Source organism: Trinickia sp. HAY1-2D (assembly GCF_056754935.1).
Genome location: NZ_JBPGWX010000002.1, coordinates 534452 through 548074, shown reverse-complemented (window position 1 = coordinate 548074; position 13623 = coordinate 534452). Strand labels below are relative to the sequence as shown.

The 13623-nt window shown below is 62.9% G+C and carries 14 protein-coding genes and 1 tRNA gene; 7 read left to right on the top strand and 8 right to left on the bottom strand.

Going from position 1 to position 13623, the window contains the following annotated elements:
• Positions 1–136 precede the first annotated feature (136 nt).
• The 3 genes from ampD to ACR9ZC_RS09545 are packed head-to-tail and all read right to left on the bottom strand — an operon-like array spanning position 137 to position 1951.
• Entirely contained in the window at positions 137–724 is a 588-nt protein-coding gene (ampD, locus tag ACR9ZC_RS09555; protein ID WP_481580092.1) for a 1,6-anhydro-N-acetylmuramyl-L-alanine amidase AmpD, read from the bottom strand.
• 6 nt (positions 725–730) lie between these two features.
• Complete coding sequence (locus ACR9ZC_RS09550; protein ID WP_331571412.1) at positions 731–1024, bottom strand: PP0621 family protein; 294 nt, start codon at positions 1022–1024, stop codon at positions 731–733.
• A 3-nt stretch (positions 1025–1027) separates the two neighbouring features.
• On the bottom strand, positions 1028–1951 hold the full coding sequence (locus ACR9ZC_RS09545; RefSeq protein ID WP_331571414.1) for a cytochrome C assembly family protein: 924 nt from the start codon (positions 1949–1951) through the stop codon (positions 1028–1030).
• Positions 1952–2025: 74 nt separating this feature from the next.
• Here ACR9ZC_RS09545 and ffh point away from each other — a divergent pair, with 74 nt between their 5' ends.
• Positions 2026–3393, top strand: coding sequence for a signal recognition particle protein (gene ffh / locus ACR9ZC_RS09540; protein ID WP_331571416.1), 1368 nt, complete (start codon positions 2026–2028; stop codon positions 3391–3393).
• An 84-nt stretch (positions 3394–3477) separates the two neighbouring features.
• Positions 3478–4029 (top strand): hypoxanthine-guanine phosphoribosyltransferase, encoded by a 552-nt coding sequence (locus tag ACR9ZC_RS09535; RefSeq protein ID WP_481580091.1) that lies wholly within the window; start codon positions 3478–3480, stop codon positions 4027–4029.
• 57 nt (positions 4030–4086) lie between these two features.
• Here ACR9ZC_RS09535 and ACR9ZC_RS09530 read toward each other — a convergent pair whose 3' ends face one another.
• Positions 4087–5826, bottom strand: coding sequence for a proline--tRNA ligase (locus ACR9ZC_RS09530; protein ID WP_481580090.1), 1740 nt, complete (start codon positions 5824–5826; stop codon positions 4087–4089).
• A 255-nt stretch (positions 5827–6081) separates the two neighbouring features.
• Between ACR9ZC_RS09530 and ACR9ZC_RS09525 the strand changes: the two genes are divergently transcribed.
• Positions 6082–6747, top strand: coding sequence for an RNA pyrophosphohydrolase (locus ACR9ZC_RS09525; protein WP_331571481.1), 666 nt, complete (start codon positions 6082–6084; stop codon positions 6745–6747).
• A gap of 92 nt (positions 6748–6839) precedes the next feature.
• On the top strand, positions 6840–7409 hold the full coding sequence (locus ACR9ZC_RS09520; protein WP_481580089.1) for a CNP1-like family protein: 570 nt from the start codon (positions 6840–6842) through the stop codon (positions 7407–7409).
• A gap of 50 nt (positions 7410–7459) precedes the next feature.
• On the opposite strand, the gene proB is transcribed toward ACR9ZC_RS09520, so the two are convergent.
• From proB to rplU, 4 genes are all read right to left on the bottom strand, one after another.
• Positions 7460–8578 (bottom strand): glutamate 5-kinase, encoded by a 1119-nt coding sequence (gene proB, locus ACR9ZC_RS09515; RefSeq protein WP_331571424.1) that lies wholly within the window; start codon positions 8576–8578, stop codon positions 7460–7462.
• Between the two features lie 101 nt (positions 8579–8679).
• Complete coding sequence (cgtA, locus tag ACR9ZC_RS09510) at positions 8680–9792, bottom strand: Obg family GTPase CgtA (RefSeq protein ID WP_481580088.1); 1113 nt, start codon at positions 9790–9792, stop codon at positions 8680–8682.
• 205 nt (positions 9793–9997) lie between these two features.
• Positions 9998–10261 carry a 50S ribosomal protein L27 gene (gene rpmA, locus ACR9ZC_RS09505; RefSeq protein ID WP_173257976.1) on the bottom strand — a complete coding sequence of 88 codons (264 nt, stop codon included), beginning with the start codon at positions 10259–10261 and terminating at the stop codon, positions 9998–10000.
• 24 nt (positions 10262–10285) lie between these two features.
• Positions 10286–10597, bottom strand: a complete 312-nt coding sequence (rplU, locus tag ACR9ZC_RS09500) for a 50S ribosomal protein L21 (RefSeq protein ID WP_331571428.1) — start codon at positions 10595–10597, stop codon at positions 10286–10288.
• Positions 10598–10939: 342 nt separating this feature from the next.
• On the opposite strand from rplU, the gene ACR9ZC_RS09495 reads away from it, so the two are divergent.
• The 3 genes from ACR9ZC_RS09495 (at position 10940) to ACR9ZC_RS09485 (ending at position 13522) form a co-directional block, all read left to right on the top strand.
• Positions 10940–11932 (top strand): polyprenyl synthetase family protein, encoded by a 993-nt coding sequence (locus tag ACR9ZC_RS09495; protein WP_481580087.1) that lies wholly within the window; start codon positions 10940–10942, stop codon positions 11930–11932.
• A gap of 30 nt (positions 11933–11962) precedes the next feature.
• Positions 11963–12039 (top strand) — tRNA-Pro (locus ACR9ZC_RS09490).
• Positions 12040–12226: 187 nt separating this feature from the next.
• A complete protein-coding gene (locus tag ACR9ZC_RS09485) occupies positions 12227–13522 on the top strand; it encodes an HlyC/CorC family transporter (protein WP_481580086.1) in 1296 nt (431 codons plus the stop codon).
• The last annotated feature ends 101 nt before the right edge of the window (positions 13523–13623 follow it).

The following is a 13623-nucleotide window of genomic DNA, read 5'->3' as shown; positions in this document are numbered from 1 at the left end:
GATGGGCCAACTCAAAAAGGTTTATTTGGCGCGCGACACTTGACTTTTGATTATTCGAGACAGGGCAAGGGCTTGGGCAAAACGCAAGAGGGGCGCGGGTTTCGGCACCATCGGAAGGTGCTTTGTCCGCACGCGCTCAGCGATGCCGGTAGGGGAAATACCGATCGGCGAGACCGGCCTCGCGAGCCAGTCGGTCCCAATCGAAAGACGGTCCCGGGTCCGTCTTTCGGCCTGGCGCGATGTCGGCGTGACCGGCCAGCGCATCGATGGGATAGCGCGCCGCGAGCGCTCTCACCAGTTCGGCGAGCGTCTCGTACTGCGGCGGCTCGAAGCAGACATCGTCCGTGCCCTCCAGCTCGATGCCGATGGAAAAATCGTTGCAGCGCGGCCGCCCGAAAAAGTCCGACGCCCCCGCATGCCACGCGCGCGCCTCGCAGGATACGAACTGCTCGAGCGCCCCACTGCGCGCGATCAGGAAATGCGAGGACACGCGCAGCCCACGCAGGTGTTCGTCGAAATACGGGTGGGCCGAGCAGTCGAGCCGGTTCTGAAACAGTTCGGTAATGGCGCTGCCGCCGAACTCGCCGGGCGGCAGACTGATGTTATGGATGACGATGAGCGAAGGTGCGACGCCCTCGGGCCGCGCCTCGCAATTAGGCGACGGCGATATATGCGCCACGCTGACCCAACCGTCCGTGTCGACGGCGACACGCTCACCGCGCATCCGCGTTCACCGTGTCCCCGCCGCGCGCGCAGTGTAGGGACGCGCATGTTCCGCACAGCAAAAGTACTGTTGGCCGACGAGGACCGACTCGCTCCTGGGCGCATGGACGCCGCAGGCCGCGCACCGTTCCACGGGCTCCGCGAGGGACGGCGTGTTTCGACGCCGCGCGCTGCGAGCGGAGGACGACGCGCCCCGCCCCGCATCGGCGCGCGCATTGCCGCGCGCCTGCCCCGCCCGTTGCAGTTTGACGAGCCAGCGAGCCGCCAGCACGAAGACAATGAGAAGTAGAAGTTGTCGCATCGGTCACACCACCGGGCGATGCAAAAGCACCTCGAAAACGAAACGGCTGCCGACATAGGCGAGCAGCAAAGCCGCGAATGACGCCAGCACCCACCGCAGCGCAGCACGTCCGCGCCACCCCGACACACGCCGCGCCGTCAACAGCGCACCGAACATCACCCACGAGAGCAACGCGAAGACGGTCTTGTGGTCGAGCGTGAGCGCGCGGTCGACGAGTTGCTCGCTAAAGAGAATGCCCGACAGCAGCGTCAGCGTGAGCAGCACGAAACCCGCTGCGATCAGCCTGAACAGCAGCTTTTCGAGCGTCAGCAGCGCAGGCAAGGTATCGAGCCAGCTCGCAAGCCAGCCACCGGCCGCGTGCCGTTCGATGGAGCCGCGCATGGCGTGCAGCCGCCGTTCGGCAAACAGCATCAGTACCGCATGCAGCGCGGCGATCGCGAAGAGGCCATAGGCCACGTTCGCAATGATGAAATGCAATTTGAATAGCGGCGCGGCGGCGTACGGAAGCACGCGCACGCCGCCGAAAAAGAGCGGCAGCAAGGACGCAGCGGCGGCCAGCGGCAGCACCAGCAGGCGCAACCCGTCGAGCGGAAAGAAAAAGCTTTCGATCCAGTAAATGCCGGCGCCGAGCCAGAACATCGCCGACAGCGCGAAGGCGAAGCCGAACACCATCGCGTCGCGCGGGAAAATGGTCGTGTGCAGCAGCACCCCATGTACCACGAGCGCCACGCACAGCAGGCCCCGTTCCGTCGGCGTCATGCCTGATGCCGCGGCGCGCAGCGAGCTGGCCCCCACGTGCGCGACGTTCGGGAACATCGCGGGAGCGCCGCCACGCCCGCCTGCCGCGACGGTGCGGTAAGCGCGCCAACCCGTTACGGCGAGGCCGCCGTACAAGAGTGCGGTGAGGGCATACAGTACAATGTCCATGTTCCGCAGTTTACACTAGCGGCCGCACCGGCTCGACCGGCCCGCACCGTTCACGTTCTGTTTTCCCGCCTCCCATGCTCGACACTCTCACTCAACGGATGGCGCGCGTCGTCAAGACGCTGCGCGGAGAAGCCCGCCTCACCGAAGCCAATACGCAGGACATGCTGCGCGAGGTACGCCTGGCGCTGCTCGAAGCCGACGTCGCACTGCCTGTCGTGCGCGATTTCGTCGCCAAGGTGAAAGAAAAGGCGCTCGGCGAAGACGTCGTCGGCAGTCTGTCGCCGGGCCAGGCGCTCGTCGGTGTCGTGCAGCGCGAGCTGACCGCGGTCATCGGTGGCGATTACGCCGGACAGGCCGCCGAACTCGATCTCGCCGTCACGCCGCCTGCCGTCATTCTCATGGCCGGCCTGCAAGGCGCCGGCAAGACCACGACCGTCGGCAAGCTCGCCAAGCTGTTGCGCGAGCAGTACAAGAAGAAAGTGCTGACCGTCTCGTGCGACGTCTACCGGCCGGCCGCGATCGCGCAGTTGAAAACAGTCACCGAGCAAGTCGGCGCCGAATTCTTTCCCTCGCAGCCGGACCAAAAACCCGTCGACATCGCTGTTGCCGCCGTCGACTGGGCGAAGCGCCACTATCACGACGTCCTGATCGTCGATACGGCGGGCCGTCTCGGCATCGACGAAGCGATGATGCAGGAAATCTCCGCGCTGCACGCCGCGCTGAAGCCGGCGGAAACCCTTTTCGTCGTCGATGCGATGCTGGGCCAGGACGCCGTCAACACGGCGAAGGCGTTCAACGACGCCCTGCCGCTGACCGGCGTCGTGCTCACGAAGCTGGACGGCGACTCACGCGGCGGCGCCGCGCTTTCGGTGCGCCACATCACCGGCAAGCCGATCAAGTTCGTCGGCGTGGCCGAAAAGCTGGACGGGCTCGAGATTTTCTATCCGGAGCGGATGGCGAACCGGATCCTCGGCATGGGCGACATTCTTGCGCTCGTGGAAGAGGCGCAGCGCAACGTCGACGTAAAAGCTGCCCAGAAGTTGGCGGACAAGGTCAAAAAGGGCGGCGACTTCGACCTCAACGATTTTCGCGCGCAGCTCTCGCAGATGAAGAACATGGGCGGGCTTTCGACGCTGATGGACAAGCTGCCGGCCCAGTTCCAGCAGGCGGCTGCCGGCGCCGACATGAGCCAGGCCGAAAAACAGATGCGCCGGATGGAAGGCATCATCAACTCGATGACCCCGCGCGAGCGCGCCAAGCCCGAGCTCATCAAGGCCACGCGCAAACGCCGCATCGCCGCGGGCGCGGGCGTCCAGGTGCAGGAGGTCAACCGCATGCTGAATCAATACGAGCAGATGCGCACGATGATGAAAAAGCTCAAAGGCGGCAACCTGCAGAAGATGATGCGCGGCATGAAGGGTATGCTGCCGGGTATGCGCTGAAGCCAGCGCTATGGGCAAACAGGTGGCATACGCCGCCGTGCCGCACTATATATAGACGATAGACACCGCTCGTTCGACGCCACCATGAATCGCGAAGAAGCTTTCCATATCTTCAGCCACTCCGAAGAAATCGTCCCGGCCGACGAAGTGAGCGCCTCGATTGCGCGCATGGCCGAGGAGATGCGGGCCCAGATGAGCGACGATTTCCCGCTCGTGCTGTCGGTGATGGGCGGTGCCGCCGTCTTTACCGGCATGCTGCTGCCTCATCTCGACTTTCCCCTCGAGTTCGATTACATCCATCTCACGCGCTACCGCAACACCACGAAGGGCAGTGCCGAGATGCAATGGCGCGTCGCGCCGGCCGAATCGGTCAAAGACCGCGTCGTGCTCGTGCTCGACGACATCCTCGACGAAGGCGAAACGATGGCCGCGATCCGCGACCGCATCCTCGCGATGGGCGCGAAGCGGTTCATGAGCGCGGTGCTCTGCGAGAAGACCCTGCAAAAGAGCAAGCCGCTCTACCCTGACTTCTGTGGATTCAAAGTGTCCGATCGGTATGTGTTCGGCTGCGGCATGGATGCGCGCGGCTACTGGCGCAATCTGCCGGCCATTCGGGCGCTGACGGAAGGCGCCTGACGCGCTCGGCGCTCCCCCAGCGTATACGGGCCCCAACCAAGCGGGCCCGTGCTTTTTTCAGCGAACCGCCATTGCCGAGCGCACCCGCGCGGTGGCGAACGCCGCCGCTTCATCGGCAGGCACGAGCGTCGGCTCGGTCTCGCGCCGGCCCTGATATTCGATCTTCCCGTCTTTCAAGCCACGCTCGCCGATGACGAGCCGATGCGGCACGCCGATCAATTCCCAATCGGCAAACATGACACCGGGCCGCTCGCCGCGGTCGTCGAGAATCACGTCGACACCGGCTTCGATGAGCTGCGCGTAGAGCTTGTCCGCCGCCTCGCGCACGACCTCGCTGCGCTCATAGCCCATCGGGCACAACACGAGTTCGAACGGCGCGATCGCCTCGGGCCAGATGATGCCGCGCTCGTCGTTGTTCTGCTCGATGGCAGCGCCGAGGATCCGCGTGATACCGATGCCGTAGCAACCCATCACCATGGATTGCGGCTTGCCGGTCTCGTCGAGAAAACTCGCGCCCATCGCGTCGGAGTACTTCGTGCCAAGCTGGAAGACATGCCCGACCTCGATCCCGCGGCAAATCTCGAGCGTGCCGCGGCCGTCGGGCGACGGATCGCCCGGTTTGACGTTGCGGATATCGGCCACCTCGGGTTCGGGCAGATCGCGGCCCCAGTTCACGCCCGTCGTGTGGTAGTCGATTTCGTTGGAGCCGACGACGAAATCGCTCATCCGCGCAACGGTCCGGTCCGCAATGACTTTCACGGGCTTCTTGGTGCCGATCGGGCCGAGATAGCCGGGCGGCGTACCGAACCACTGAACGATCTCCTCTTCGGTCGCGAAACGAAAATCCTTGAGCCCGGGCAGCTTGGCGGTCTTGATTTCGTTGAGATCATGATCGCCGCGCAACATCAGCAGCCAGATCGTGGGTTCGGCGCCCTCATTGTCCGTCGCAAGCACGATCGACTTGATCGTCCGCTCGAGCGGAATGCCAAGGAGCTCCGCCACCGCCTCGCATTTCGCCTTGCCCGGCGTAGCGGTTTTCGTCATCGCCTCGCGCGGCGCGGCGCGCTCGGCGATGAGCGGCAGTGCCTCGGCAGCCTCGACGTTCGCCGCGAAATCGGAAGTCGGACAGTAGGCGATGTCATCCTCGCCTGTCGAGGCGATCACGTGGAACTCCTGCGACTTGTTGCCGCCGATGGCCCCGCTATCGGCCGCAACCGCGCGAAACTCGAGGCCGATGCGCGTGAAGATGCGCACGTAGGCCTCGTACATCTTGCGATACGACTCGTCGAGCCCAGCTTGATCCTTATCGAACGAATACGCGTCCTTCATCGTGAATTCGCGCCCGCGCATCACCCCGAAGCGAGGACGGATCTCATCCCGAAACTTCGTCTGCACCTGATAGAAGTTCACCGGCAATTGCCGATAGCTCTTGATCTGATTGCGCGCGATATCGGTGACGACTTCCTCGTGCGTCGGCCCCATCACGAAGTCTCCGTCCTTGCGGTCCTTGAAGCGAAGCAATTCCGGTCCGTATTGCTTCCATCGCCCCGACTCCTGCCAGAGCTCGGCGGGCTGCACAGCGGGCATCAGCAGCTCGAGCGCCCCTGCGCGGTTCATCTCCTCGCGCACGATGGCTTCCACCTTGCGAATCGAGCGCAGGCCGACTGGCAGATAGCTGTAAATGCCGCCCGCAACTCGGCGGATCATGCCCGCGCGGACCATCAATTTATGGCTGACGACTTCCGCGTCGGCCGGAGCTTCCTTCAGGGTGCCGATAAAAAAACGGGACGCTTTCATTCAGTTTTCCAAAAGCGGCGGCCCAAGGCGGGCCGCCAAAAGAAGGGAACGAGCGGATTCGGGGCCGGGCAGGCCCGTCGCGCCGCACGCGAGCCGCCTGCCCATACCCCAGATGACGATTCGTCCGGCATGCGGCCGGAACAGGCGGGGCGGTAAGCCTCGCAAGACGTCCGGGCCGTGCTGGTACTTGCCGATGCGGAACACTCGTTATCTGTTTATAATCAAAGCAATTTTAAAGGATTCGAAGGTGGTTGTATGCTGGATCGCGAAGGCTTTCGCCCGAACGTCGGCATCATCCTCTTGAACGCGCACAACGAGGTGTTTTGGGGCAAGCGGCTGCGTGAACATTCCTGGCAGTTTCCGCAAGGCGGCATCAAATATGGTGAGACGCCCTTGCAAGCGATGTATCGGGAGTTACACGAAGAAACCGGCCTGCGTCCGGAACACGTCAAAATCATCGGTCGCACGCGCGACTGGCTGCGTTACGAGGTGCCGGACAAGTTCATCAAGCGCGAAGTACGCGGGCACTATCGCGGCCAGAAGCAGATCTGGTTCTTGCTCCGCATGGTCGGCCGCGATTGCGACATCTGCCTGCGCGCCACCGACCATCCGGAATTCGATGCTTGGCGTTGGAACGAATACTGGGTGCCGCTCGATGCCGTCATCGAGTTCAAGCGGGATGTTTATCAGTTGGCGTTGACCGAGCTGTCGCGGTTTTTGCGTCGCCCGGCGCCAAGGCATGACAAGCCGCGCGGCAAGAACGGACAATCGAAGCAGCCGCCGGCCTGCTCCGAATCCGAGCCGGCCCTCGCCGCGGTGCTCTCGGCGGGCGCGGGCGTCGTCATGATCGAAGCGACAGTCGATGCGTCGGCCGACATGCCCTGCCCATCGAGCCCGTCCGCCGTCACTGCCCCCGAGTAGCGCGCGGCGGTAATGGAATAGCCGGAAAGTCGCGAACGGGCGCTATCATTCGGTTCTCCGAATCATCGTGCCCGTTTTTCGAGGAACCCATATTGAAAGCGACGACTCTCGCCATGGCCGCGCTGGCGGCCTGCGCCGTGCTGGCCGGCTGCTCGCACACGCCCAAGTCCCAAACCGAAGCCTCGGACAAGGACGAGAGCACCTTCACTTACCTGCTCGAACGCCAGTCGAAGTGGACCGAAAACAAGCTGGATGCGCTGCCGCCATTGCCGCAATCGGCCAATTTGTTGCCTTTCGAGGTTTCGCAAAATACGCCGCTGCGCTTCGCGGTCGACGCTAAATCGATCGATGTCGGCTCGGACGGCGTCGTGCGCTACACCATCGTGGTCACGAGCCCCTCGGGCGCGCAGAACATCAATTACGAGGGCATTCGCTGCGACAACTACGAGTGGCGGCAATACGCGGGGTTGAACGCGGATCACAACGGTTGGGACAGCAGCGTTGCCACGCGCTGGCGCCGCATCGAAAACGGCGATCTCAACGCCTATCAGGCCACGCTCTACAAAGATTACTTCTGCGCGAACAAGTTGCCGGCGGCCTCGGCGAAAACCATCGTCAACAATATCCGCTACGGGCGTACGGCAGCGTCATTGATTCATTGACGGGACACCTGCGGCGCATGCAAACCACGATTGCGCCGCCATCAGTCTCTCTAGACCAGCACCAAATTGTCGCGGTGAATCAGCTCGGGCTCGAGCATGTAGCCGAGGATCGACTCGATCTCGGCACTGGGCTTGCGATGGATGAGCTTCGCTTCCGCGCTGCTGTAGTTGGTGATACCGCGCGCGATTTCGCGTCCAGCCGCGTTGAGACACGCGATGACTTCGCCCCGCGCAAACGCGCCATGCACATCGACGATACCAATCGGCAAAAGACTCTTGCCGCCGGCGGTCAGTTTTTCGACCGCGCCATCGTCGATGACGACATGTCCACGCACTTGCAGATGATCGGCCATCCACTGCTTGCGTGCGGCGAGCCGGGCCGTGCGCGCGACGAGTTGCGTGCCGATGGCCTCGCCGGCTGCCAGCCGCACGAGAACATCGGCCTCCCGCCCGCTTGCAATCACGGTATTGGCGCCGCTGCCTGCCGCCCGCTTGGCCGCGAGAATCTTGGTGAGCATGCCGCCTCGGCCGATACTGGAGCCGGCGCCGCCCGCCATTGCCTCCAACTCCGGCGCTCCGGCATCGGCCTCGCGCACCAGCTCGGCGGCGGCGTCCTTGCGCGGGTCCGCTGTGAAAAGCCCGAGCTGATCGGTGAGAATGATTAGCGCATCGCCCTCGATCAGGTTGGCGACGAGCGCGCCGAGCGTGTCGTTGTCACCAAACTTGATCTCGTCGGTGACTACGGTGTCGTTCTCGTTGATGATCGGCACGACCCCGAGTGCAAGGAGCGTCAGCAGCGTCGAGCGCGCATTCAGATATCGCTCGCGGTCGGCGAGGTCGGCGTGCGTGAGCAGGATCTGCGCGGTCCGGATGCCGTGTTCGGCAAACCGGCTTTCGTAGACCTGAGCGAGGCCCATCTGGCCCACCGCGGCAGCGGCCTGGAGCTCGTCGATTTCCCTCGGACGTTTCACCCAGCCGAGGCGCTGCATTCCCTCGGCAATGGCACCCGAGCTCACGAGGACCACCTCTTTGCCAAGCCCACGCAACTGCGCGATCTGCGCAGCCCAGCGCCCGATGGCGGCTTGGTCGAGTCCCCGCCCGTCATTCGTGACGAGGCTCGAACCCACTTTGACTACCAGGCGTTTCGAATCGGCAATGACAGAGCGCATCGTGCGAAAGTCTCCAATTGAATAGCGCGGGGTAAAGCGGCCTGCGCAACGCTGCGGCGCGCGTGTCCGCCGCGCCGCCGGCCGCGATCGTGAAGCGACCGCTATGCGCTCGGCGCGCCGCCCTCCGGTTCAGTCGACGAAGGTCCATCGCGAAATCGTACGTCGGCAGCGAGATCCTCGGCTTGCTCCGCGCGATGGGCGTCAGAGTGGGCGGCAAGGTAATCGTAGATGGCGTAGCAAAGGTTTTCGCAACCGAAACCGGTGAGCGCCGAAATCTCGAAAACGGGGCCGGTCCATTCGAAGCGCGCGAGAAAATCCGCAACCCGCGCCTGCCGCTCGTCCTCCGGCACCATATCGAGCTTGTTGAGCACGAGCCAGCGCGGTTTTTGAAAGAGCGCTTCGTCGTACTTGCGCAGCTCGCCCACGATCGCGCGAGCTTCCGCGACGGGATCGACGCTTTCATCGAATGGCGCGAGATCGACGAGATGCAGCAGCAAGCCGGTGCGCTGCAGGTGACGCAAAAACTGGTGACCGAGGCCCGCACCTTCGGCCGCGCCCTCGATCAAGCCGGGAATGTCGGCAATCACGAAGCTCTTGCTGGGGCCCACCCGCACCACGCCGAGATTCGGCGCGAGCGTCGTGAACGGATAGTCCGCAATCTTCGGCCTGGCGTTCGACACCGAAGAAATGAACGTCGACTTGCCGGCGTTCGGCATGCCGAGCAGGCCCACGTCGGCCAGCACTTTGAGTTCGAGCCGCAACATACGCCGCTCGCCGGGCTTGCCCTCGGTCTTTTGCCGCGGCGCGCGATTGGTACTCGACTTGAAGTGGAGATTGCCGAGGCCGCCGGCGCCGCCCTGGGCGACGAGGACCGTCTGCTCGTGTTCGGTGAGATCCGCGATGAGCTCGCCGGTGTCCTGATCGGTGATGACCGTGCCCACCGGCATACGCAGGACGATATCGTCGCCGCCCTTGCCGTAGCAATCCGAGCCGCGCCCGTTCTCGCCGTTGCGCGCCTGATGCTTCTTCGCGTAGCGGTAGTCGATCAGCGTATTGATGTTGCGATCCGCGATGGCATAGACACTGCCGCCACGGCCACCGTCGCCGCCGTCGGGCCCGCCGAATGGAACGAATTTCTCGCGGCGCATCGACGCGCTGCCGTCGCCGCCGTCGCCGGCGATCACCTCGATCCGCGCTTCGTCAATGAACTTCATCTATTGCTCCGTCCCGTGTTTTCGATATTGTGCCGCGCCGGCCGACGATGACCAAGCCGGCCAACGCCATGCCAGCGGGACAGGGACGCCACTTCGCGTGGGCTTGCAGCCCTGCCTGAGCCAAAGCGCAAACTGCGCTTGCAACAAAAAAGCCCCGCCATTTCGCGGGGCCTTCTCGGTTTATCGCACCCGTGTCCGGTCGAACTCAGACCGCAGCCGGGATGACGTTGACCATGTGCTTCTTGGCTGCGCCTTTCGTCGTGAACTTGACGTGGCCGTCGACCAGCGCGAACAGCGTATGGTCCTTGCCGAGACCGACGTTGTCGCCCGGGTGCATACGCGTGCCGCGTTGGCGAACGATGATGCCGCCTGCGTTGATCGCCTGGCCGCCGTACACCTTCACACCGAGGCGTTTCGACTCGGAGTCGCGGCCGTTGCGGGAAGACCCGCCTGCTTTCTTGTGTGCCATCTGATTGCTCCTTGACCGGTGCGCTTACGCGTTGATCGCGTCAATGCGCAGTTCGGTGTAATTCTGGCGGTGACCAGCGTGCTTCTGGTAGTGCTTCCGGCGACGCATCTTGAAGATGGTCAATTTCGGATGCCGACCGTGTGATACGACGGTAGCCTTGACGGAAGCCCCACTGACCAGCGGAGAACCGAATTTGATCGATTCACCTTCGCCCACTGCGAGCACCTGGTCCAGCGTGATTTCAGCGTCAATGTCTGCCGGTATCTGTTCTACTTTCAATTTTTCGCCGACGGCAACTTTGTACTGCTTGCCACCGGTTTTTATGACCGCGTACATTGATAACCTCACTCTGTATTCCGCCGTTGCACCGATTCCGCCCATCGTTCCGCCGCCTGAACATCCAGGACGCGTGCCGGGGACGTCGCCCGCACAACAGCATTCCTCTTTCACGCACCGCGCGTGAAAACGCGTGATTATACATGGGGTTAGCTGCAAGGTCAAAACTTCCGGCGTAACCCGCCTTTCAGCGGTCCGATCCTCTTTCCGTCCCGCGGCGCTTCCGATGCGACCCCAATCATGCCGGCGCGGCGGCTCGATTCGCCGGGGCGAGTACGTCGCATGCGCCTCGGAACCGTTGATAACCCTTTATAATCCGCGGCACTACCCATTTTTCTCATCATGTCGTCGACCGCCACCTCCCCTCCCAGCGCAGCCAACCTGCTTGCCCCTATCACCGAAGATATGGAGCAGGTCAATCGCGTCATCCGGCAACGTTTGGCCTCCGAGGTGTTCCTGATCAACCAGATCTCGGAATACATCATCGGCGCGGGCGGCAAAAGACTGCGTCCGGCGCTGCTGTTGCTCGTCGCGCGCGCGCTCGGCGACACCACGGGTCACCGGCACGAGCTCGCGGCCGTCGTCGAATTCATTCATACGGCCACCCTGCTGCACGACGATGTCGTCGACGAATCGGACCTGCGCCGCGGCCGCAAGACGGCCAATGCGCTGTTCGGCAACGCGGCCAGTGTGCTCGTCGGCGACTTCCTCTACTCGCGATCGTTCCAGATGATGGTCGGCGTCGGCAAGATGCGCGTCATGGAGATCCTCTCTGAAGCGACGAACATCATTTCCGAGGGCGAAGTCCTGCAGCTGCTCAATATGCATGACGCCGATGTCGACGAGACCCGCTATATGCAGGTCATTCGTTACAAGACGGCCAAGCTATTCGAGGCCGCTGCCCAGCTCGGCGCGGTACTCGCGGGAGCGGACGCCACCACGGAAGCGGCCGCCGCGGAGTTTGGGCGCCGCATCGGCACGTCCTTCCAGATCATGGACGACTGGCTCGATTACACCGGTACGGCCGAATCGATGGGCAAGAACGCCGGCGACGATTTGCGCGAGGGGAAACCGACGCTGCCGCTCATCTATCTGATCGAGCGCGGCACGCCGGAGCAATCGGCGCTTGCCCGTCAAGCGATCGAGCACGGCGGCACCGACCGGTTCGAAACGATCTTCGATGCCATTACCCGCTCGGGTGCGCTCGACCATACGCTCGAATGTGCGAAGCGCGAGGCACAGGCAGCGGCCGCGGCAATTTCATCGTTCCCGGATTCCCATTACAAGGAAAGCCTGCTAGAATTATGCTCTTACTCGACGGCGAGGCAGTCCTGAAAGCGACTGATCTGCTTGAGTAGTCCAATTCGGGGTGTAGCTTAGCCTGGTAGAGCGCTACGTTCGGGACGTAGAGGCCGGAGGTTCGAATCCTCTCACCCCGACCAGGTTTCTATAAAACAGCGGGTGCATCCCGCTGTTTTATTTTGTACCCCTGTACACGCCACTTCGGCATTCTCGCGGCAAATCGTCTTGCGACCTGGCGTCGTTCGAGGCAGTGGCCTGCAGCCCGCCTAGGCACGCGCAGCGCTCTGCTATATTGTCGCCATCCCCTTTTCGGCCTGTTCGCTACGCGTGGAACACCTCCCCTTATGGGCGCAAGTCGGCGCCGTCTTCGTACTCCTTTTCGTTTCCGGCTTCTTCTCGATCTCGGAAACCGCGATGATGGCGCTCAATCGCCATCGCCTCAAACATCTGGTCACCAAAGGCGCGTTCGGCGCCAAGACAACGCAGGGCCTGCTCGCGCGCACCGATGAACTGCTCGGCGTCATCCTCATCGGCAACAATCTGCTCAACACGATCATCCCGGTGCTGACCACCTCGATCGCGCTGCGCACGTTCGGCAGCAACAACCTCGTGTTGTCCGTCGCGACCGGCATCGTCGCGTTTCTCATCATCGTATTCGCCGAAATCACGCCGAAGATCGTCGGCGCGACCTACCCCGAGAAAATCGCGCTGCCTGCCGGCTTCATCATCGCACCGCTCATGCGTGCGCTGAAACCGGTCATCTGGTTCGTCAATCTTTTTTCGAACGCGATTCTGGCGCTCTTGCACATCAATACCAAGGGCGGGCGCGATCAGCGTCTCTCGACCGAAGAGCTGCGCACGATCGTACTGGAGTCCGGCAGCTTCATGCCGACCAAGCACCGCAGCATTCTGCTCAACCTGTTCGACCTCGAAAACATCTCCGTCGACGACGTGATGATTCCGCGCCGTCGCATCGAATCGCTCGATTTCGACGCACCGTTCGAAGACATCATGCGGCAACTCGAAACCTGCTATCACAACAAGCTGATCGTCTATCAGGGCGATATCGACCGCGTACTCGGCGTATTGCATGTGCGCAAGACGCTTGCCGCGCTGCATAAGCAGGAACTCGAACGCGAAACGCTGCGCGAGCTGCTCACCGAGCCGTACTTCGTTCCATCGGGCACCCCCGTATTCCAGCAACTCCAGTACTTTCAGGAAACGCGGCAGCGTACGGCGCTCGTCGTCGACGAGTACGGCGAGTTGCAAGGGATGGTCACGCCGGAGGACATCCTGGAAGAGCTCATCGGCGAATTCACGACATCCATTCCACGCAGCGCCGGCTCCCGGCGAGGCTGGAACGAGCAAGGCGAATGCATCGTCGCGGGCAGCATGCCGCTGCGCGAACTCAACCGCTGGCTGCAGCTGAACCTGCCGACAGACGGCCCGAAGACGCTCAACGGTCTCATTCTGGAAACGCTCGAGGAAATTCCCGAAGGCGACGTCTGCGTGCGCATCGGCGATATCCCGCTGGAAGTGATGCAAAGCGACGATCAGGCCATCCGCACCGTGAAGGTCTTCAAACCGAGAGCACAGCCGGCGGCGAAACCGGCACGCGATTGACGCACTGCCCTCCGATGACGGACAGCCCCTGACCGATCGGCCGAATGTCGGCGGCCAGCCGTTCACGCGATGATGACTTCATCGCTTTCGAACGACTGCAT

Excerpts from the sequence above, each read along its gene's own strand:
- ACR9ZC_RS09545 (WP_331571414.1), bottom strand. The coding sequence starts at position 1,951 with ATGGACATTGTACTGTATGCCCTCACCGCACTCTTGTACGGCGGCCTC.
- cgtA (WP_481580088.1), bottom strand. The coding sequence starts at position 9,792 with ATGAAGTTCATTGACGAAGCGCGGATCGAGGTGATCGCCGGCGACGGC.
- proB (WP_331571424.1), bottom strand. The coding sequence starts at position 8,578 with ATGCGCTCTGTCATTGCCGATTCGAAACGCCTGGTAGTCAAAGTGGGT.
- ACR9ZC_RS09530 (WP_481580090.1), bottom strand. The coding sequence starts at position 5,826 with ATGAAAGCGTCCCGTTTTTTTATCGGCACCCTGAAGGAAGCTCCGGCC.
- rplU (WP_331571428.1), bottom strand. The coding sequence starts at position 10,597 with ATGTACGCGGTCATAAAAACCGGTGGCAAGCAGTACAAAGTTGCCGTC.
- ACR9ZC_RS09550 (WP_331571412.1), bottom strand. The coding sequence starts at position 1,024 with ATGCGACAACTTCTACTTCTCATTGTCTTCGTGCTGGCGGCTCGCTGG.
- rpmA (WP_173257976.1), bottom strand. The coding sequence starts at position 10,261 with ATGGCACACAAGAAAGCAGGCGGGTCTTCCCGCAACGGCCGCGACTCC.
- ffh (WP_331571416.1), top strand. The coding sequence starts at position 2,026 with ATGCTCGACACTCTCACTCAACGGATGGCGCGCGTCGTCAAGACGCTG.
- ACR9ZC_RS09495 (WP_481580087.1), top strand. The coding sequence starts at position 10,940 with ATGTCGTCGACCGCCACCTCCCCTCCCAGCGCAGCCAACCTGCTTGCC.
- ACR9ZC_RS09525 (WP_331571481.1), top strand. The coding sequence starts at position 6,082 with ATGCTGGATCGCGAAGGCTTTCGCCCGAACGTCGGCATCATCCTCTTG.
- ampD (WP_481580092.1), bottom strand. The coding sequence starts at position 724 with ATGCGCGGTGAGCGTGTCGCCGTCGACACGGACGGTTGGGTCAGCGTG.
- ACR9ZC_RS09535 (WP_481580091.1), top strand. The coding sequence starts at position 3,478 with ATGAATCGCGAAGAAGCTTTCCATATCTTCAGCCACTCCGAAGAAATC.